24 protein-coding genes are annotated in these 19,372 nt (G+C 65.0%); 18 read left to right on the top strand and 6 right to left on the bottom strand.

Going from position 1 to position 19,372, the window contains the following annotated elements; translation table 11 throughout:
• Nucleotides 1–7 precede the first annotated feature (7 nt).
• The 12 genes from ACFK0J_RS33065 to ACFK0J_RS33010 all read left to right on the top strand — a co-directional run bounded on the left by ACFK0J_RS33065 (nt 8) and on the right by ACFK0J_RS33010 (nt 8,480).
• Nucleotides 8–250 (top strand): glutaredoxin family protein, encoded by a 243-nt coding sequence (locus tag ACFK0J_RS33065; protein ID WP_378733628.1) that lies wholly within the window; start codon nt 8–10, stop codon nt 248–250.
• Nucleotides 251–398: 148 nt separating this feature from the next.
• Nucleotides 399–788 carry a hypothetical protein gene (locus ACFK0J_RS33060; RefSeq protein ID WP_378733627.1) on the top strand — a complete coding sequence of 130 codons (390 nt, stop codon included), beginning with the start codon at nt 399–401 and terminating at the stop codon, nt 786–788.
• Nucleotides 785–1,549 carry a metallophosphoesterase gene (locus ACFK0J_RS33055; RefSeq protein WP_378733626.1) on the top strand — a complete coding sequence of 255 codons (765 nt, stop codon included), beginning with the start codon at nt 785–787 and terminating at the stop codon, nt 1,547–1,549. The genes ACFK0J_RS33060 and ACFK0J_RS33055 overlap by 4 nt, the downstream gene beginning before the upstream one ends.
• Nucleotides 1,546–2,115: a hypothetical protein gene (locus ACFK0J_RS33050; RefSeq protein WP_378733625.1), complete on the top strand. Its 570-nt coding sequence runs from the start codon at nt 1,546–1,548 to the stop codon at nt 2,113–2,115. The genes ACFK0J_RS33055 and ACFK0J_RS33050 overlap by 4 nt, the downstream gene beginning before the upstream one ends.
• Nucleotides 2,112–2,273, top strand: coding sequence for a hypothetical protein (locus ACFK0J_RS33045; RefSeq protein ID WP_378733624.1), 162 nt, complete (start codon nt 2,112–2,114; stop codon nt 2,271–2,273). Before ACFK0J_RS33050 ends, ACFK0J_RS33045 begins: the two co-directional genes overlap by 4 nt.
• Complete coding sequence (locus tag ACFK0J_RS33040; protein ID WP_378733623.1) at nt 2,270–2,749, top strand: hypothetical protein; 480 nt, start codon at nt 2,270–2,272, stop codon at nt 2,747–2,749. Before ACFK0J_RS33045 ends, ACFK0J_RS33040 begins: the two co-directional genes overlap by 4 nt.
• A 91-nt stretch (nt 2,750–2,840) precedes the next feature.
• Complete coding sequence (locus ACFK0J_RS33035) at nt 2,841–3,080, top strand: hypothetical protein (protein WP_218474007.1); 240 nt, start codon at nt 2,841–2,843, stop codon at nt 3,078–3,080.
• Nucleotides 3,077–4,891: a DNA polymerase gene (locus ACFK0J_RS33030; protein ID WP_378733621.1), complete on the top strand. Its 1,815-nt coding sequence runs from the start codon at nt 3,077–3,079 to the stop codon at nt 4,889–4,891. Before ACFK0J_RS33035 ends, ACFK0J_RS33030 begins: the two co-directional genes overlap by 4 nt.
• A gap of 195 nt (nt 4,892–5,086) precedes the next feature.
• Nucleotides 5,087–5,422 carry a hypothetical protein gene (locus ACFK0J_RS33025; protein ID WP_378733620.1) on the top strand — a complete coding sequence of 112 codons (336 nt, stop codon included), beginning with the start codon at nt 5,087–5,089 and terminating at the stop codon, nt 5,420–5,422.
• Nucleotides 5,423–5,576: 154 nt separating this feature from the next.
• Complete coding sequence (locus ACFK0J_RS33020; protein WP_378733619.1) at nt 5,577–6,302, top strand: cutinase family protein; 726 nt, start codon at nt 5,577–5,579, stop codon at nt 6,300–6,302.
• Nucleotides 6,299–7,213, top strand: coding sequence for an AAA family ATPase (locus ACFK0J_RS33015; RefSeq protein ID WP_378733618.1), 915 nt, complete (start codon nt 6,299–6,301; stop codon nt 7,211–7,213). The genes ACFK0J_RS33020 and ACFK0J_RS33015 overlap by 4 nt, the downstream gene beginning before the upstream one ends.
• 1 nt (nt 7,214) lies before the next feature.
• Nucleotides 7,215–8,480, top strand: a complete 1,266-nt coding sequence (locus ACFK0J_RS33010) for an RNA ligase family protein (protein WP_378733617.1) — start codon at nt 7,215–7,217, stop codon at nt 8,478–8,480.
• A gap of 220 nt (nt 8,481–8,700) precedes the next feature.
• Here ACFK0J_RS33010 and ACFK0J_RS33005 read toward each other — a convergent pair whose 3' ends face one another.
• Nucleotides 8,701–9,168, bottom strand: a complete 468-nt coding sequence (locus ACFK0J_RS33005) for a DUF2637 domain-containing protein (RefSeq protein WP_378733616.1) — start codon at nt 9,166–9,168, stop codon at nt 8,701–8,703.
• A 215-nt stretch (nt 9,169–9,383) separates the two neighbouring features.
• Between ACFK0J_RS33005 and ACFK0J_RS33000 the strand changes: the two genes are divergently transcribed.
• The 4 genes from ACFK0J_RS33000 to ACFK0J_RS32985 all read left to right on the top strand — a co-directional run bounded on the left by ACFK0J_RS33000 (nt 9,384) and on the right by ACFK0J_RS32985 (nt 12,723).
• The gene (locus ACFK0J_RS33000) at nt 9,384–9,569 is read left to right on the top strand and encodes a helix-turn-helix domain-containing protein (RefSeq protein WP_378743214.1); all 186 of its coding nucleotides are present in this window, start codon (nt 9,384–9,386) and stop codon (nt 9,567–9,569) included.
• Between the two features lie 26 nt (nt 9,570–9,595).
• Nucleotides 9,596–10,852, top strand: a complete 1,257-nt coding sequence (locus ACFK0J_RS32995) for a tyrosine-type recombinase/integrase (protein WP_378733615.1) — start codon at nt 9,596–9,598, stop codon at nt 10,850–10,852.
• A 134-nt stretch (nt 10,853–10,986) separates the two neighbouring features.
• The gene (locus tag ACFK0J_RS32990) at nt 10,987–11,835 is read left to right on the top strand and encodes a carbon-nitrogen hydrolase family protein (RefSeq protein ID WP_378733614.1); all 849 of its coding nucleotides are present in this window, start codon (nt 10,987–10,989) and stop codon (nt 11,833–11,835) included.
• Nucleotides 11,836–12,099: 264 nt separating this feature from the next.
• On the top strand, nt 12,100–12,723 hold the full coding sequence (locus ACFK0J_RS32985; protein ID WP_378733613.1) for a phosphoribosyltransferase: 624 nt from the start codon (nt 12,100–12,102) through the stop codon (nt 12,721–12,723).
• A gap of 16 nt (nt 12,724–12,739) precedes the next feature.
• Here ACFK0J_RS32985 and ACFK0J_RS32980 read toward each other — a convergent pair whose 3' ends face one another.
• The 4 genes from ACFK0J_RS32980 to ACFK0J_RS32965 are packed head-to-tail and all read right to left on the bottom strand — an operon-like array spanning nt 12,740 to nt 16,042.
• Nucleotides 12,740–13,522, bottom strand: a complete 783-nt coding sequence (locus ACFK0J_RS32980; protein ID WP_378733612.1) for an ESX secretion-associated protein EspG — start codon at nt 13,520–13,522, stop codon at nt 12,740–12,742.
• Nucleotides 13,519–14,844: a WXG100 family type VII secretion target gene (locus ACFK0J_RS32975; protein ID WP_378733610.1), complete on the bottom strand. Its 1,326-nt coding sequence runs from the start codon at nt 14,842–14,844 to the stop codon at nt 13,519–13,521. Before ACFK0J_RS32975 ends, ACFK0J_RS32980 begins: the two co-directional genes overlap by 4 nt.
• Nucleotides 14,837–15,298: a hypothetical protein gene (locus ACFK0J_RS32970; RefSeq protein ID WP_378733609.1), complete on the bottom strand. Its 462-nt coding sequence runs from the start codon at nt 15,296–15,298 to the stop codon at nt 14,837–14,839. The genes ACFK0J_RS32975 and ACFK0J_RS32970 overlap by 8 nt, the downstream gene beginning before the upstream one ends.
• Before the next feature lie 18 nt (nt 15,299–15,316).
• Entirely contained in the window at nt 15,317–16,042 is a 726-nt protein-coding gene (locus tag ACFK0J_RS32965; protein ID WP_378733608.1) for an alpha/beta hydrolase, read from the bottom strand.
• Between the two features lie 142 nt (nt 16,043–16,184).
• On the opposite strand from ACFK0J_RS32965, the gene ACFK0J_RS32960 reads away from it, so the two are divergent.
• A complete protein-coding gene (locus ACFK0J_RS32960) occupies nt 16,185–17,114 on the top strand; it encodes an SMP-30/gluconolactonase/LRE family protein (RefSeq protein WP_378733606.1) in 930 nt (309 codons plus the stop codon).
• Here the strand turns inward: ACFK0J_RS32960 and ACFK0J_RS32955 are convergent.
• Nucleotides 17,099–18,091 (bottom strand): helix-turn-helix transcriptional regulator, encoded by a 993-nt coding sequence (locus ACFK0J_RS32955; RefSeq protein WP_378733605.1) that lies wholly within the window; start codon nt 18,089–18,091, stop codon nt 17,099–17,101. The two genes, ACFK0J_RS32960 and ACFK0J_RS32955, sit on opposite strands and share 16 nt — an antisense overlap.
• Before the next feature lie 97 nt (nt 18,092–18,188).
• Between ACFK0J_RS32955 and ACFK0J_RS32950 the strand changes: the two genes are divergently transcribed.
• The gene (locus tag ACFK0J_RS32950) at nt 18,189–19,334 is read left to right on the top strand and encodes an epoxide hydrolase family protein (protein ID WP_378733604.1); all 1,146 of its coding nucleotides are present in this window, start codon (nt 18,189–18,191) and stop codon (nt 19,332–19,334) included.
• The last annotated feature ends 38 nt before the right edge of the window (nt 19,335–19,372 follow it).

The following is a 19,372-nucleotide window of genomic DNA, read 5'->3' as shown; positions in this document are numbered from 1 at the left end:
GGTCACGGTGTACACGAGGCCGAGCTGCCAACCGTGTGCGTACACCAAACGAGCGCTGATCAAACAGGGAGTTGACTACACCGAAGTCGATATCACCGAAGACCCACAAGCGTTCGAGTACTTGAAATTCCACCTCGGGGCACAGGAAGTGCCCGTTGTCGTGGTGATGGAGCGCGCCGACTATTGGACCGGTGCGCGAGAGGAGAAGATCCGAGAGTGGACGGATCGAATGAAATCGAAGACGGACTAGACGAACAGTGTGGCTTCGACGGCTGGGGTTGCGGTTCAGATGAATGTGACTGTGCTGATGAGTGTTTCGAAGACTGGGAAGGTGTATAAACAGTTTGAATAGCAAGGTTGACCCGTCTTACTACCAGGGTTTCAGCAACGGGGCCGAGATGATCGACATCACGGAGAACCTGACTCCCAATGCCGCACAAGCAGTTCAGTACATCGGCCGGTCGTGCCGCATGGACGGAAACAACAAGGGCGACATCGGTCAGGATCTGAACAAGGCACTGTGGTTCATCACCCGTGAACTACGTCGGATCGGATCGGACAGCCCAGCGCCGCTCGGGGACGGTTCGCGTCGGGTCGCACGGGTGTGGGACCGAATCGAAGACGTACCGGATGACGTAGAAGTCACCGACATCGACGGCGACGGCGTTGTCAAGGTCGATGGCATCACATTCCGAACCTCGTACGGGCGCACCGGTTCACTACGTGAGCGCTTCGAGACCGATGGTGCTGATAACGACTACGCGCCCTTCACTGAGGTGATTGCTTGACGCGCCGAATCGTCATCATCTCCGATACCCAGATCCCCTACGACCACCGGAGAGCGGTGAAGGCCGTCATCCGGTACATCGCGGATACGCAACCGGATGAAGTAGTCCACATCGGCGATTTGATGGACTTCCCTCAGCCGTCGCGCTGGTCGAAGGGGACGGCCGCGGAGTTCGAGGGCAGCGTCCTGGAGGACTGCGAGCAGGCGAAACGCCGATTCCTCGCCCCCCTCCGGGAGGTCTACGAAGGACCGATCGGCGTACACGAGGGAAACCACGATCTGAGACCAAGAGAATATCTGAGCAAATACGCCCCGGCACTCGCAGAGTCCGGGGCTTTCGATTTGCCGGAACTGTTGGACTTCAACCGGTTTGGCGTTTCGATGCTCCCAGAGTTCTATCCCGTAGCGCCGGGCTGGGTAACTACCCACGGGCACCGCGGCGGAATCCGGCTCAGCCAGGAATCCGGCAAGACCGCGCTAAACGCGGTGCGCCGCTTCGGAACCTCCGTCGCCATGGGACACACACATCGGCTGGCAGCGGTGCCGCACACGACCGGATACGGCGCACAGGAACGAATCATCACCGGGTTCGAGGTCGGACACCTCATGGACATGAAGCAGGCCCAGTACCTGAAAGGCGCAACCGCCAACTGGCAGATGGGTTTCGGGATCCTCACGGTCGACGGCAACCACGTCAGGCCCGAAGCCATCCCGATCACCGCTAACAAGTTCACGGTCGACGGCCGGGTGTGGCAGGTATGAGGGAATTGCTCGATACGAAGAAGGTTCAAAACCTCATCGGTCGCGCCGCGAGCGCGGTAGTACGTGAATGGCCCGGCGTCATCGACGCCGAAGACCTCGGACAAGAACTGTGGCTGTGGATCCTGACCAGCAAATCAGTTCAAACCAAAATCGTCGGATCCGACGACTACCTGTCCTATCGGCTGTTCGTGCAGCACGGGCACAAGATCGCCTCAGCTGAGGCCGAGAAGAACGTCCGATTCGCGACCAACGTGCAGTACTCAACCGACGACGTGCGGAAAGCGCTCGACGGCCAATTGCGGTGGGCCGAACTACTCGATGACCTCACTGCCGCAATGGAAGTGATCCGCGCGAGGAACCCCCAGTACGCCGACGCGATCCGAAAGCGGTTCGGCGAGAAGCAAAAAGGCGTCGACTACAACGCCGTCAAGCGCGGCGTCATCGCAGTCACCGAAGAAATGAACCGCCAGGCACGAGTGAAACGAGCCGAGTACGGCGACGGACCAGGCGCTCGGCGCGTGGTCTCCAACGCAGCGGCGCAGACCGCATCGAAGGGCAACGAGTGAAAGACATCCTGGACCCCGCGCTGAACGGCAACGGATCCATCGAGATGTACCGGGGCTGGGCGCATCCGGACATCCATTTCGACCAGAAACCGGCGCTGCTGGACAACTGGTCCGACGACGACATCGAAATGTACTGCGGAAAGAGGAGTGAAGCTTGACCAACGACCCGTTTGACAATGCAACGACCGCTGACGCCCCGGCCGAACCTGAGAGTACGGCCGCGGCCAAGCCCGGCCCGACTCGCCGTGACGGCAAGGTGGTCGTCACGCTCAAGGGCGGCCGAGACTTCGATGCTCCGTGGATCGTGCACCACGCCGACAGTGTCGCCGAAGCCGAACAGCTGGTGAGGGATTCCCGAGCCCTGATGAAGCTGTCACAGGAAGCGGCAGCACATTTCGCTGGCCTCGCACCCGGCAAGCCCGCGCCACAGGGCACACAGCCAGCTGCACATCCCGCTCCGGCGGCCAAACCCGCTCATCAGCAGGCCCCCGGCGGCGAAGGCCGCCAGTGCAAGCACGGCGAGATGGTCTTCAAGTCCGGCGTAGCCAAGAAGGACGGTAAGCCGTGGTCGGCATTCATGTGCCCCGCTCCGGCCGGCACACCCGACCAGTGCGAAAAGCAGTGGCTTCGCTGATCTGACCTAACAACAAACCGGGCGCGGCTCTCGTATTGGGAGCCGCCCCTTTTCGTCCTGGAACCGAAACCGAGAACGGGAGCACCCCACTATGGCCACTGCTGATACCGCCTTCTTGTATCGCCGGATCGAGGAGCTGGAGACCGAGAACGAAGCACTGAAGGCCAAGTACGACAACCGGAAAAAGTTGTCGCACAACGATGTCCGATGGATCCGTCGTCTGGCAGACAACGCCAAGCTCAGTCACGCGGAGCTGGCGGAGATGTACGGCGTCGGCGAACCCAACATCAGCCGCATCGTCCGGCGCATCTATTACCCCGAGGTGGCATGAGAGAACTTCACTACCGGCTCTGCGGCGAAGCCGTCTCTATCCGAATCCCTGAGACAGACGCCGACCTCACTCAGTTCTCTGACTGGATCGACGCCAACAATCGACGCCGGATCGGGCTCGACACCGAAACCACCGGCCTAGACATCTACAGCGCCGGATACCGGCTCCGCACAGTGCAATTCGGCACCGAACGCGAAGGCTGGGTGCTGCTCGTGGAGAACGGCCCCCGGTTCCTCGAGGTCGCACGAAAAGCCGTCCTCAGCCTCCTCAACCCGATCATTCAGAACGCCAGTTTCGATATCCAGGTGCTCGAACACCACCTCGCGGTGCCATCGGTGCAACTGTGGCCCAGGGTGACCGATACGCGGATCCTCGCCCACCTGGTGGACCCGCGCGGCGAAGAGGAAGGCGGCACCGGCCACTCGCTCGAGGCGTTGGTGAAGCGCTACGTCGACCCCAACGCAGGCGAGGAGGTCAAGGGTCTACCCGCCAAACTAGCGACGCGGTACAAGACCAGCAAAGACAAGATATGGGCCGTCCCCGAGGTCGTAGACGACCCCGAATATCTGCTCTACGCCGGGATGGACCCCGTATTCACGATGCGGCTCCACAGCGCGGTAGAGCCCTTGGTGCCCGGCGAATCTCGACACCTGATCGCCTACGAACACGAGGTAGCCCGGGTGTGCTCCGCGATGGAGCGAACCGGGTTCTTGCTCGATGTCACCTACACAGAACAGCTCGCCGACGAGCTGAGGGCACAAGAGGAAGAGGCGACGCTTCACGCGTTGGCGTTCTTCGGAATCCACTCGGTGAACGCCACCGAGGAGGTAGCCGAAGTGCTCTGGGAACTCGGGGTCCAGATCCCCGAACGGACACCGACAGGCAAGCGGAAAGTCGACAAGGTTCTGTTGGGCAAGCTTGCCGAGGATGTCCCCGAGTTGGGCAGCGTCGGGCATCTGGTCGCCGCAGTTACTGAGGCCAAGAAGGCGCGGAAGTGGCGAAAGACCTGGCTGCAATCGTTCCTGGAAGGCCGCGATCCCGGAGACCGGGTACATCCCTCGATCCATCCGCTACGCGCCCGCACCGCTCGAATGTCGATCTCAACCATCCCGGCTCAAACGTTGCCCTCCGGAGACCCGACGATCCGGCGGTGCTTTATCGCCGAGCCGGGCCGCTCGATCGTCAGCGTTGACTACGCGGCACAGGAACTTCGGGTACTCGCCGCCCTGTCTGGTGATCCGACTATGCGGCAGGCATTCGCTGAAGGCGCGGACCTTCACCAACTCACCGCCGAGGCGGCAGGTGTCGTCCGCCAGGTCGGCAAGACAACCAATTTCTTGCAGGTCTACGGCGGCGGTGCTTCAACCCTCGCCGAAAAAGCCGATATCGATATGGCGACTGCCAAGCAGGTGTTCGCGGCCTTCGCCCGAACCTATCCACAGGTGGCTGTCTTCGCGAAGCGACTATCGAAAATCGCTGTCCAACAGGGATACATCACCACCCGAACAGGTCGGCGCCTGCCGGTCGACCGCTCACGCCCATACTCGGCGCTCAACTACATGATCCAGAGCACCAGCCGAGATGTGACCTGCCGCGGTCTTCTCGCGTTGGACAACGCCGGATTCACGCCCTACCTGCGGTTACCCGTGCATGACGAGGTAATCGCCTCGGTGCCGGCCGAGCACGCTGAGTACGGGGCACGGGAGATCGCACGCCATCTACGGATGGAACTCGAAGGCGTCCTGATCGACACCGACGCCGACGTTTACGGCCCCTCGTGGGGACACGGATACATGACGAAAGCAGCTTGACTATGAAAAAGATCGTGGCTGTTGGCCTTCTGGCCTTCGGCGTTCTGGTTTTGTCCGCGTGCGATCCCTCCAGGGCGGGCACGGTCGGAACAGAGGTACGAACCGTCCGGCTCCAGGACGGCAGGACGGTCTTCTGTGTAGTCGCCGCCAACACCAGCGCGAAGTCAGCGGCGCTCGATTGCGATTGGCAGCACAGTGGACGATGACGAGTTCCTGGACCGGCTCTATCAAGCGTGGGCCAAGACCACCGATGCTGGCCAGGCCGCATGGGCGGCCTCCGAAGACGAAGGACTCGGTGTCTGGGAGGTCTGGTCTGTCGAAGGCCAGGACCAGAAGTCACCCATCGTGTCATTCGCCAACCAAGCCGACGCCGAATTCATAGCCGTCGTCCACTCCGGACTCCCAGCGTTGATTCGCCGGTTCCGTGAAGCCCTAGACGAAGCCGAACGACTCGACATCGAGAAGGACGCTCTTACCGGTCAGCTCGCCGATACCGAACTGGCACTTGAGAACTCGAAGGGACTGCATTGACCTACCGCAATAAGAAGAAGCGGACCTCCTACGGAACCAGCACCGCGGGTTCATCCAACAACGAGGTCGCAACCGCGACGACAGCCTACGAGTCGGGTGCATCGCCCTCCCCGTGTGACTCCTCCGCCACCGCTAGCCACTGCGGGAGCGGCGAATGATCGATGTCCTGATCATGGGCGGCACCTGGAACCCGAACGGGGAGGGCGTCACTAACGCATTCGCGTCCCACCTGGACCCGGCCAAGTTCCGGGCGCGCTGGATCGACTATCCCGCTGACTACGGCAGCCGGGTCACCTACGCTGACTCCGTCCGCGCCGGACGTGAAGCGCTCATCAACGCCATCAGGGCTACACCGAATCTCGTCGTTCTCGCTGGCTACAGCCAAGGCGCGGGCATCGCCGGAGACGTGGCCGACGAGATCGGCCGCGGAATGCACACCGACCTGGAAGTGCTCGGTGTCGCGTTGATCGCGGACCCGGCCCGGCCGGCGGGGATGGACCTGGTCGGCCTGGACCCGGGCGGTTACGGCATCACCGGACAACGGCACATCACCGGCATTCCAGCCTGGCACGTCGCCGCCGAAGGTGACCCGATCACCGCGCTACCGGAAGGGTCGGCGCTGCGTTCGATCGCGGACCTGTCCGCGTACTGGAACATGGCGAGTCTGGACGGATTCATCCGATGGGGCCAATCTCTCATCGAGACCGCGAGCAGTAGGCAGCTCCAGCGGTGGTGGTCAATCGAAAACCATCGGACCTGGTTCGGCGCAGCTCGCCAAGCACGGGCGTACCTGTTCGACGGCCGCCACACCGACGCATACGTGTTCGAGGGCCACGCCCGGCGACTGGCCGAAGCCCTGAACGAGGAGTTCGGCTATTGACCGAACTAGTAATCACTCGCGGCTATCCAGGCAGCGGGAAGACCACCTATGCGCTCAACTGGATTGCAGAACAATCGAACCGAGCGCGGGTCAATCGTGACGACCTCCGCAAGATGCTGTTCAACGGCGAAGGCATCCTCACCGACGCACAAGAGTGCGCCGTTACCGTGGCGCAAAAGGCCATGGCGGCAAGCCTGCTCGACCGGGGAACCTCGGTCATCGTTGACGACACCAACCTGCGCCTGCGAGTCGCCCGAAACTGGGCGGATCTGGCGCGCGAGTACGGAGCCGACTTCCGATGTGTCGATTTCCGGATCGATGCCGGGACCTGTATCGAGCGAAACCGGGCGCGGCAACGAGCCGGGCAACGCTGCGTTCCGCACGGGCGAATCCTCGATATAGCCAAACGGTTTCCAGTCGCCCAGTGGCAGCCGGTCACACCGCGGACGGTGGCCGATCTCGAACTGTACGTACCGGACATCACGAAGCCCGAAGCGTGGATTTTCGATTTGGACGGCACGCTCGCCCACATGCACGGACGCGATCCCTACGATTTCAGCCGGGTTGGAGAAGACGCGGTCGACCACACCGTCCGTCACGTCTACGCGATGCTTTCCACAGACGAAACGCCGTCAGGTTCTCCTGTCATGATCATCGTGTCAGGCCGCAAGGCCGTCTGCATGGACGCCTCGCTGGCGTGGCTGCATCGTCAGCGGATCTACTCCGATCTGACCCTCATGAGAGCCGACGACGACAACCGGCCCGACCACATCGTGAAGCTCGAAATCTTCAACAACCACATCCGGCACAACTACAACGTGCTCGGTGTCTTTGACGACCGCAACTCCGTTGTCGCTATGTGGCGACGGCTGGGGCTCAAGACATTTCAGGTCCAGGAAGGGAACTTCTAGTTTGCGTTTCGACACCCCCAAGAACGAGAACTACTCGGCCGTGGTCACTTCGGTGAAGGCGGTCCTTTCGTTGAAGGGCAAGGACCGGATCGTCGGCCTGCCCCTCTATGGGCACCAGGCCATCGCCCAAAAAGGCTGGCAGGTAGGCGATCTCGGCGTGTTCTTTCCCGCCGAAACACAGCTGAGCCACGCCTACGCCTCAGCGAACAACCTGTATCGCAACGCCGATCTCAACGAGGATCCGACACCCACCGGATACCTCGAAGACAACCGCAGGGTCAAGGCGTTGAAGTTCGGCGGGCACCGAAGCGACGCCATGTTCATGCCATTGACAAGCCTGGCATTCACCGGCATCGACCCGGACGAGCTTCGCGAGGGCGACACCTTCGACACGCTGAACAACGTCGAAATCTGCCGCAAGTACGAGGTGAGGCCACCACGGACCGCGAGCACCAAAGGCAACCTGGCGCCGAAGCCACGACGCGTTGCCGACAAGTACTTTCCGCAACATCTCGACACCAACCAGTACTGGCGACACCAACACGCGATCGAACCCGATGACTTCGTCTACGTCACGCAGAAGCTTCACGGCACGTCAATCAGAGTTGGGCGGACCCTCGTTGAGCGCAAGCTCCCCTGGAGAGAACGGCTCGCTAAGCGCCTCGGCGTCACGGTTCAGCAGACCGCCTACGACAACATCTACGGATCGCGGCGGGTCATCAAAGATATCAATGACCCCGACCAGATCCACCACTACGGCATGGACATCTGGACCACCGAGGGCAAGAAGCTCGACGGCCTGATCCCAGCCGGGTACGTGATCTATGGCGAACTAATCGGCTGGACTTCTGACCTCTCTCCCATCCAGAAGGGATACACCTACGACATCCCGAAGGGACACGCCAGGCTTTACGTCTATCGCGTCGCGATGGTGAACCCAGAAGGGCGGATGACCGATCTCGCGTGGCCGCAACTCGAAGAGTTCTGCCACAGCCTCGGACTCAACCCCGCACCGCTGCTATGGGCTGGATATGCCGAGAATTTCCAGGTCGATGATTGGATGGACCGCCGATACTACGACGAGGGGCATCCAAACGCGGTCCCGCTCGACCCCGGTACGACGGTCGATGAGGGCGTGGTGGTCCGCGTCGAAGGGCTGACACCAGACCTCTACAAGGCCAAGGCACCCCGGTTCTACGAACATGAGACCGATATGAACAACCAGGGAATCGCGGATATGGAATCGACGCAAGCCGCAGCGGCGTAGAAGAAGCGGAATGCGGGGGGCCGTCGTGCCGGACCCCCGCAACCACGTATCCGAGACGACTCTCAGTCTCGAAAAAGTGCCGGGAGCCGAAGCTCCCGACGTCGGCCGCTGCGACGTGTGAATGAGACAGCGACGAAATCGAAGATATCACCGCACGACCGGTAACCCCCGGAGAGCTCAGCTCTCGGGAGGTCGTCCAGGGGGTACCGGCCGGGCGCAGCTAAGCCGGAACAAGCTCCAGCTCGGAGATATCGAACTCCGCGGCCGACTGGTCAACCGCTTCGACCCCGGGCGCGTCGGCCTGGTCGCGCATCACCATCGTCAGGTGGGTTACCGCGAGCAGCACGAGCGGAGGCACAGCAGAAATACCGACCGCGACCCACGAGCCGGCCGACAGGTAGGCGGCCAGCCCGTTGCCTACGACCGACAGGAGTGCACCGACACCGAGCAGCACCCACGCGTACCAGGCATGTCGCCGCATCGCGGTAGCCGCGATCGTGGACACGATCACCAGACCATCAACGATCAACGGAAGCGACCACGGGTGCGGGGTGTGGTAATGCGCTGCGAGCCAAGACAACTCGGTGTAGGAGACCAGGAACGAGAACCCGCCGACCGCGACGGTTCCGGCCGTCGCTGCCTGGACCGGGGTCACCTCGGAGACGCGTGAGAATGCACGAGATAGCATCGTGTTGCACCAACCTCAACTTGGTGTATCGCCCCTCATCGGAGTACCAGTCCGGTGGGGGGCTCTTGTTTGTCTGTCGGACTCGAACGTATGGAGCTCAGGCTCCGGCGTCAACGCACGAATATTCAGCCGCGAGAAGGCATCCCGAGCCAGCTAACGAATAGCAAACGGCCCGGCCATGGACAACCACTGAAACCCTCACGGAAGGTTCCAAACTGTCCGACAACACTGAATGGCTCACCCGAGCCGAAGTCGCCGCACGACTAAAAGTCGCCCCTCAGACGCTTGCCAACTGGGCGTGGGAAGGCCGCGGTCCACGATTCGCCAAACCCGAAGGTGGACATTGCCGTTACCGGCTCGCGGACGTAATCGCGTGGGAGGACGAGCAGTTCGGAGACTGACCACAGCGCAGGAGATACCCCGACGCATGACCAAGCTGATTCCCCCGCTGAGAGCGCTACGTCCCTATGACACATGGCATCTCGCCAAGAAGGACGCCCAAGGAAGGCTCGTAAGATCCAAGAGCTACGGCAAGGGTAAGCAGTGGCGCGGCGCGTACCAGGACGGTTTGCGTCATCAGCCGCACACCAAGAGTTTTACCCTCAAGGCCGATGCCGACGGTTGGGCACAGATCCAGGTCTCGGCGATCCGCTCCACAGGTCTGCATGTCACCCGTGACAAGGCGAAAGTTACTCTTCGCGAATACATGCCGGAATGGTTGAGCCTGCAAGACGTGGCGAAATCCAGCCAGAATACCTACCGGTCGATCAACAACATCATTGCCCGATTCGATATCGCCGACCAGTGCGTCTCGCTCATCCTCGAACATCATGTGCAGCGGTTCATGCTCCAGCTGAAAGCGGAGGGCATGAAGCACAGCACTCGCTTGGACATCTTCAAACAGCTCAAACGGATCATGGATGCAGCCATCGAGGCAGAACTACGAGTGCGGCAACCGTGCACGAAGAAGGCTCGACCCGTGCTGTTGAAAGACGACGAAGCAGACATCGAGGACCTGGACGACGAAGACGACGAGTCCGACGTGTGGGTGCCCGACACAGAGCAGATCTGGGCCTTCTACGACGAGCTGAGCGAAGATCTGCGCGTTGCCTTCTGGCAGGGCGCGGGGATGGGCTTGCGGGCCAAGGAAGCGTGCGGGGCACTCATCGAAACCGGTCGATGGGACAAGCCGAACCCGGATTACAAACTGACCCAACAGTGGATGCAGAAGCGAGACCGGAAGGACCCTGAGAAGCCGTATGAGCTCCCAAAGAGCCGGGGCTCTCGGCGAAGGTTCCCCGTCGACCCGTATGCAGCCCAGAGCCTCATTGAGGCTCTTAAAGGCCGTACCAAGGGCCTGATGCTCCAAGAGAACGGCAAGCCCATGACTTACTCGACCTTCCATCGCCGTATCACGGCGGCAGCCGAGCGGGCGGGCTTGCCGACCGGGCGCGAGGGCTTCCATTTCCACTCGCTACGGCACTGGTATGTGTCCACGATGATCGCAGGCGGGTTGGACGTGGTGGAGCTGTGCAAAAGGGTGCGGCACTCCAAGCCGGATGTGACCTACGGCGTGTACGCCCATCTGCTGAATCAGCCACGGGGGCAGTTCACCCTGGGGGAGGAGCTTCAGCGCGGCCGGCGCGAACAGCGCAAACAGCGCCTCAACCTGCGGGTTGTCTAGGGAATTCGTAGAGGAATCGTAGGGCGAGCGGGATTTTGGCAGCTCAATGCTGGTCAGGGGCTCGCTGGATCTAATCCAGGAGTTTACTGCCTTGCGGTGGTCCGCCCGGCCACCGCCCCAATACGGTGAGACGTATGCAACTGGATAGCTCCGATACGAATCAAGGCCAGGCACCGAACCAGCTGGACGTGGCGGTCGTCCAGTTCGCCCCCGGCACCGATCCGTCGGCCAACCTTTCGGCGCTGCGCGAGCACGTGCGCGCCGCGCACGATCGGGGCGCGCGAGTCGTCGTCGCGCCGGAATACTCGATGTTTGCCGTCAGTCGGCTCGATGAGCGCGTCGTCGCCGTCGCCGAACCGCTGACCGGGCCGTTCGTCACCGGGCTCGGCGCGATCGCCCGGGAATTCGGCGTGTATCTGATCGCCGGAATGGCGGAGCAGATCGCGCCGGGCGGCAGCCGGATCCACAACACGCTCGTCGTCCTCGGACCGGACGCGACCCTTGTCACCGTGTATCGGAAGGTGCACCTCTACGACGCCTTCGGATTCCTGGAATCGGAGGTGGTCGAGGCGGGCCCGATCGAGCCGCCGACCACTTTCACTGTGGCGGACGTGACATTTGGCTTGCAGACCTGTTTCGATCTGCGCTTCCCGGAGGGCAGCCGCCGAGTTGCCGCCGCGGGCGCGCACGTGCTGGTGCTGCCCGCCCAGTGGATTCCCGGCCCGGCGAAGGTCGATCAGTGGACGACGCTACTGCGGGCTCGCGCCATCGAGAACACTGTCTACGTGGCCGCTGCCGACCAGGCCGCACCGCGCGGCGCGGGCGCATCGATGCTCATCGATCCGACCGGTGCCGTGCTGGCCGAACTCGGCGACGAACCCGGCGTGCGCACCGCCGGAATCGATCTCGCCCGCCTGGCCGAGGTCCGCACCACCAACCCGAGCCTCGCCTTGCGTCGATTCGCGATCACCGAACGCAGCTGACGGAGTAGCGCGAAGGCGTGGTGGTCGGGTGACGGTTCAGCGCAGTATCGCGGAGCGATGCGATGAGGGGTGGTGGTCGGGTGACGGGTGGGCGCAGTATCGCGGAGCGATCCGATGAGGGGTGGTGGTCGGGTGACGGGTGGGCGCAGTATCGCGGAGCGATCCGATGAGGGGTGGTGGTCGGGTGACGGGTGGGCGCAGTATCGCGGAGCGATCCAATGAGGGGTGGTGGTCGGGTGACGGGTGGGCGTAGCGTTTTGGTCGATGATCTACTCCGATCGGACAGTGGCCGGTCGCGCGCTCGGCAAGCAGTTGGCGGACCTACGCGCGGCGCAACCCCTGCTGCTCGGGCTGCCGCGCGGCGGGGTGCCGGTGGCCGCGGCGGTGCGCGAGATCATCGGCGGCGACCTCGACATCCTGCTCGTCCGCAAGCTCGGCGTGCCGTGGCAGCCGGAGCTGGCGATGGGCGCCATCGGCGAGGACGGGGTGCGAGTGCTCAACCAGGATGTGTTGGCGCACATCGGGATAACCCCGCAGGAGTTCGCCGAGATCGAGTCCGCCGAGCGGGTGGAGCTGGATCGGCGCCGGGCGGTGTGGCGCGGTGACGCGAAACCGATCCCGTTGGACGGGCGCACCGTGGTGATCATCGATGACGGCATGGCGACCGGCGCGACCGTCGTGGTCGCCTGCCGCGTCGCGCGGCTGCACCAGCCGGCGCGGATCGTGGTCGCGGTGCCCGTTTCCTCGGCCGAGGCATTGCGCAGGGTTGCCGCCGAAGCCGATCAGGTGGTCTGCCCCTTGGTGCCGCATACCCTTGGTGGCGTCGGCACCGCCTACCAGGACTTCCATCAGTTGGCGGACGAGGAAGTCACCGCTCTGCTCGCCTGAATTCCGCTGTCCGGCTTCACCAGCGGTCGACGTAGGCGATGGTGCGTTCGGCCGCGGTGACCATCGGCCGCAGCTGCGCGATGAAGCCGTGCGCGGTCACCGGGACGACGTCGACATCATTGCCGGTGCGCACCGAGTAGCGACCGTCATCGACCACATCGATCCAGCAGAGCACCCCGAACGGGTGCAGTTCGCCGTCGTCGCGGCGGGCGGACACCACGATCTGGCCGATGCCATTGCGCGGCTGCCGCAACAGTTTGCGGATGCGGGTGGGCACGGTCGGCCCGGCGACCGGCATGGTGACCAGGTCGCGGCTGTCTTCGCCGACGCGAGCCAGTGGTGCGGTCAGCCGGGGCGTGCCGCCGGGGGTGTTCTCCGGCAGCATCGAAACGACCCGTGCGGTCAGGCTTTTCACGCTGCCGACGAACAGTCGGATGTCACCGCCGCGGTCCGGGTGCGCGCCGGGTCGCTGCGCGGCGACCACCGCGACATTGCCCGCCGCGGCGCCGAGCACCCGCACCGGCCGCACAGACTCGTTGTTCGCCACCACATCTGAACCTGGTGCGGCGCGCTCGCCGAACACCTCGATCCGCAGCTGTGGCGCGCCGAGCACCCGCAGCGCGGCCTCCAGGTCGGCGTCGAGCACCCGATCGCACCAGCGCCGCAACTCGGGCAACTGCGCGTCCCGCTCGGCGGTGTCGCGGGCGGACAACCGGACGGCCAGCGGATAGGGGATCCGATCGCCGTCGGTGCGCGCCCACGCCAACGCGAACTGGTCCGGCGTCAGCGTCCAGTTCACTCCAGCTCGGTCCACTCGCCGAGCACCGGCGGCGTGGTCGGGTCGATGGCGCCGATCAGTTCGCCGTTGTCGTCGGCGGGTTCGAGGAAGGTCGGCAGGTCGTCGAAGTGGAAGTCGTCGTCCTCGTCGTCGAACCGGGTGGGGCGGGCGTTGGCCGCGTTGGCGGCGACGCTGGCGCCGTGCCGTGGCGAGGAGTCGCCCATGGCCAGCGCGCCACCCATCAGTCCACCCATCGCACCCGCGCCGAGGCCGGTGACCGCGTCGCTGCTGGTGTCCCGGCGCCGCTCGTCGCGCCTGCGCTGGTCGTCGGTGGTCGGACCGGCGGTGCCCGGCGTGGTCGGTACGACGATCGGCTGGGCTGCCGCGGGGGTGGTGGTCGATGCCGTGGCCGCGCTCGATGGGGCCGCGGCCGGTGCCATGTCCGATGGTGCGGCTGTCGCCGCCGCCGCGGTGACTTGGGGTGGTGTCGATGTGAGGAGACCACCGTTGGCCGGATCGGCTGAACCGTTCGTCGCCGCGAGTGTCGACGGTGCGGCCTCGACACTCTGCTCATCGGTGGTGGCCTGCTCGTCGGGAGCGGTTTGCTCGTCGGCAGGTACCTGCGCATCGTTTGTCACCGCGTTGCCGGGTTGGGCAGCAGCCGCCGCAGGCTCTGATGGAATCGGTTGCGGCACCGAAGTTTCCGCGCCGAGGCTGGTTCCGGTCAGCTTGCTGGCCGCGGCGCCACCCGGCGCGCTCGGCGCGGCACCGGACTGTTCGTCCAGGAACGCGGGCACGTCGGTGCCGGTCGGGATGAACACACCGGTGTAGATGTCGTTCATCGCGCGCACGATGTCCTGGCGACTGTGCTCGGTCGCCTTCTGGTCGGCGACATTGCTGGTCGCCTGCGTCGGATCCAACAGGGCGGCACCGAGATCGGGCGCCTTCCCGGTGGGCGCGGACACCGCGGCCCGCAGCGCCTCCGCCGCGTCGCTCGCCTGCCCGAGCCGTTGCGAGACGACCGCGAGCACGTCCGCGAGGTCCTGCCCGGTCTGCTCGAACGCGTGCACCGCCTCGGCCGCGTTCCGCGCGCCGCTGCCACGCCAGCCGTCGGCGATGGCCGCTCGAATCTCGGTATGCGCCTGGGCGACCGCCTCGGCCAGCCCGGCCGCCGACTCGCCCCAGGCCTGCTGCCCGCCCGCGAGCACGTCGGGCTTGAGCAGCTGCACCTTCGTGTAGATCTCCTGGTGGCTCATGGTGTCGAAGATTTCGACGGTCGGCGCGTACGCGGGATCGGTGCGGCGCGGGGCGGTTCCCTCGGCTGTCCTGGGCAATTTACGCATGCGTCGCTCCTGCCGCGTCGATCCGGTCGACGGTCACCGCGAGTGCGTGGTCGGCGCCTTGGTAGGCGGCTGCGGCAGCCCGGAAGGTCAACGCGAGTTCCCTGGCGGCTTCGGCGTATTCCCACAGCCGGGTCAGCGCGCCGTGCGCCTTCTTCTCGAAGCCCGCGCGCAGTGCGTCGCCGGATTCGAACCCGCCGAAGCCCGGCAGCGACGAGGCGGCGCTGAGGATCCGCATCTGCTCTTCGATCTGATTGGCGAGTTGCTCGTAGCGGCGCGCGCAGCGTTCGTGCACACCGTCGGCCACGAGCATGCTGTCGATCCACAGCTCACCTTCGTCGACCGCTCTGTGCAGTCCGGCGGCAGTGACGCCGGGTGCCGGGAAATCCGATCGTTCCGGACTGCCGACACCATTGCCGTTCTCGTTCGATGGCACCTCGCCGACCCCCTTCCTCATCTCTGAGCGATGCTCAGGTCACGGGCGCCGTGCCAACCCCACGACGACACCCTGCATCCAGTCCGCGATGTCGGCAGCGACTCGCGCGTGCACCGGCTCGTGCAGTAGATCGTGCCCGGCGTCGGCGTACTCGCGTAAATCTACCGATTCGTGGCGCCGAGTCCATACCCTTACCGCATCAATCGGCGCGCGGCGATCCTCCACGCCGTGCACCGCGAGCACCGGAAGCCCAGGTGGCAGCGGCGTTCCCGGCGCACCCGGGGTGCCGCCGCCGAGTGCCCGCTTCGGTACGCCGGACAGCACCATGCCACGCACGGCGGCCGCGGGGATGGCGGGCCGCAGCGGATAGGCGCGTTCGACAACCGTCGAATCCGTCGTCGCCGCGTCCGCATCCGGCACCGCCGACCCGAACAATCCGAGCGCCGTCACCGCCCCGAGCGAATGACCCATCAGCAGCAACGGCGACTCCGGTGAGGTCGCGCGGACGATGTCGAACAGCATCAGCGCGTCCGCGACCAGCTCCGCCAAGGTGCCCGGCTTACGCGGATCGCCCTCGCTCAGTCCATGCCCCGAGGTGTCCAGCGCCCACATCGCGATACCGGCGGCCTGCAACGTTCGCGCGAATCGGTGGTAGTGACCACTGTGCTGGCCCAGCCCGGGCAGCAGCAGCACCGTCGCCACGCTGCTTTCCGTGGGCCATCGCCGATAGTGCATCCGGCCACGCGCGCCGTCGAAAAAGGGCATGCTCAGATCTTGCCAAAGATCCTGCCGCTCAGTGGACTTCACGAGGTATCCGACGGGTGCGGAAGGACGTCGGCCGGCAGGGTTGTCAAGGCGGTTAGACTGCCAGCCGATTGCTGTCCGCGTGGAGAGATCTGGGGATGCGTTGAGAAGACTTCGTAGCCGAGGCCCGCTGCTCTGGACCGCCGCGCTGGTCGCGCTGGCGTGCACCGCACCGGTTGCCGTCGCGAAACCGGTCGCCCCGGCGGAGCCGATCGCCTCGTGTGCACCCGCGCTCGCCGCGACCGCGGTGCCCGCGTCGATACCGGTGCTCGACTGGGCGGAGAACATCGGCTACGACGCGCAGGGCAACGTGTGGGTCTCCCGCGTGTATCGCAATGTGGTGCAACGCTATGACCGCTCCGGTGCGCTGACCGCGACCGTCCCGGTGGAATTCCCGGGCGCGGTGCGCAGTGGCCCGGACGGCTTGCTCTATGTCGTCTATGGGGACACCCCGACCAGCGTGTTCCGTCCCGGCGGGGTGGTCCGTTTCGATCCGACGGCCGCGGACCCCAAGCCCGAGGTCTTCGTCTCCGGCTTGGCCACCATGCCCAACGGCGCCGCGTTCGACGCGGATGGCTACCTGTACCTGGGCGCGTCACTGTCCGGCGTGATCCGGGTCCGCCCCGATGGTTCCATCGATACCGAATGGACCGGGCGGGCCCCCGAGACGAGCGCGAACGGCGTTGTCGTGCACGACCGCGTGCTCTATGTGACCTCCAATGGCGGCCCGCTCGGCCGCATCCTGCGCATCCCGATCGATACTCCCGGCAACCCGTCCACGGTCGCTGATCTGTCCTCGCCGGTGCCCGGTGTGCCGGATTTCGTCGACGACCTGCTGATCGATCCGGCCGGGATTCTCTACGTGACCACCGTCTTCGGCCAACTCGTCCGCGTCGACCCGGCCACCGGCGCCGCCTGCGCCGTGCTGAACGGGGAGCCGTTGACCTCGGTGGTCGCCATCCCCGGCCAGTCCGGTCAGCTGATGGCGGGCACCGAGAGCGGCGCGGTCCTGCGAATTCAGTTGCCGCGCTGAGCTTGCGCGCCCGCCGAGTTGCCGACAGCGCGATCGAGGCGGGCGGACACCGCGCGCAGTTGCCGGATCAGCTCCGGCGGCTGGTGCACCTCGAAGTCGGCGCCGAGACTGATCAGCCGGTGCGCCAACCACTCCGGGGAGTCGTCGCGGCGGCCATCCAGGCGGCAGGTGTTCTCGTCGACCGCGACGAGGTCACCTGGTTCGTCGCCGAGTCGACCGGCAACCCGTCTCGCGGGCGCGTGAATGGTGACCGAGAGGCGAAAAGCCGGTGTGCCCCAGTCGGTTCGGCGTCCGGCCACGTATGCGGCGGGATCGGCGGCGGGTAGTTCTCGCGGCGTGAATCGGGCGGCCGTGGGCTGCGGACGTTCGATCCGGTCGGCACGATAAATGCGCCAGTCGTCGCGCTCGATGTCGTAGCCGACGAGATACCAGCGGTGCCGCGACGGTGCCAGTCCGACAGGTTCGGTGTGCCGCCGGGTCTCGGCCCCCGCCCCGTCGCGGTACGTGAAACGCACTCGCTCCCGGTTGGTTACGGCGGCCGCGAGCACCGTCAACACCTCCGGATCCACCGTCGGGCCGGTATCGGTGGGCAGCGCGAGCGCGGTGCCGAGCACCCGGACCCGGCGGCGCAGTTTCGCGGGCAGCACCTGCTCCAGCTTGGTGAGGGCGCGAACCGACGCCTCCTCGATACCGGTGACGGCGTACCCCGCCGCGGCCCGCAACCCGACCGCGATGGCAACCGCCTCGTCGTCCTCGACCAGCAGTGGCGGCAGCGCGGACCCGGCCACCAGGCGATAGCCGCCCGCGGCCCCCATCGTCGCCTCGACCGGGTAGCCGAGTTCGCGCAGCCGGTCGATATCGCGGCGCACCGTGCGGTCGGTGACACCGAGTCGTTCGGCCAGTTCGCTGCCCGGCCAGTCGCGCGGGGTCTGCAGTAAGGAGAGCAGGCGCAGCAGCCGTGCGGGGGTGTCGTTCATGAATTTCAGAATTCCAGATAACTAGGACATAAATGGTCCTACATGGCTTCTAACGTAGTGCCCAGATCGCGAGAACAACCCGCAAGGAGCTGTACTGATGACCGACAACCGCACCGCCGTCCGCCCGTTCCGCATCGACATCGCGCAGGCCGACCTGGACGATCTGCACGATCGGCTGAGCCGCACCCGCTGGTCGCCGCAGCTGCCCGGGTCGGGTCGCGAGCGTGGCGTGCCGGTCGCTTATCTGAAGGAGCTCGCCGAATACTGGCGGACCGAATTCGACTGGCGCGCACAGGAAGCGGCGCTGAACGAGTTCCCACAGTTCATCACCGAAATCGACGGCCTCGACGTGCATTTCGTGCACGTGCGCTCGCCCGAGCCGGATGCCGTGCCGCTGATCCTGACCCACGGCTGGCCCAACACCTTCGTCGAATTCAGCAAAACCATCGACCTGCTCGCCGATCCGCGCAAGCACGGCCTCGACCCGGCGCAGGCCTTCCACGTCGTGGTGCCGTCGGTCCCCGGTTTCGGTTTCTCGGCGGCGCCGCGGGAGGTGGGGATGACCCCGCGCCGGGTGGCCGAGATGTGGCTCGTGTTGATGGACCGGCTCGGCTACCAGCGTTTCGGCGCGCAGGGCGGCGATCTCGGCGCCTACGTCACGCCGGAATTGGCGATCGCGGCACCGGACCGGGTGATCGGCGTGCATCTCGACGGCGGCGTCGGCATGCCGACCGAGGCCGACGTGCCGACCATGACGCCGGACGAGCGCGCCGAGTGGGACCTCATGCAGAAGTGGATGACCGGGGTGGACCATCACACCTTGCTGCGCGCCGCCCCGCAGACCTTCGCCCATGCGTGGACCGATTCGCCGGTCGGGCTGCTGGGTTGGCTGATGCACAAGTTCAACGAATTTGCCCCCACGGTCGATCAGGCCGAGGATGCCATCGACCGGGACCACCTGCTGACCAATATCAGTATCTACTGGTTCACCAACACGGCGGCGACGTCATCTTGGCCGATGTACAACGGCCTCGGCGACGGCGGATTCGTCTGGCCCAGGGGCCAAAAGCTGGTTCCGACCGGTGTCTACGGCGGCGGGTCGGCATTGATGCTGCGACTTGCCCAGCGAGACAACGACATTGCGTACTGGCCGGAGGGCAATACCGGCAATCACTTCGTCGCGATGGAACTTCCGGCTGAGCACGCGGCCGACATCCGTACGTTCTTCGCCAAGATTCGCTGAACCAGACTGTGCGGCACCGTTATCCGTGGCGGTGCCGC

Source organism: Nocardia brasiliensis, from assembly GCF_042691675.1.
Lineage (GTDB): Bacteria > Actinomycetota > Actinomycetes > Mycobacteriales > Mycobacteriaceae > Nocardia > Nocardia brasiliensis_D.
This window is presented reverse-complemented; position numbering and strand designations above follow the sequence as displayed.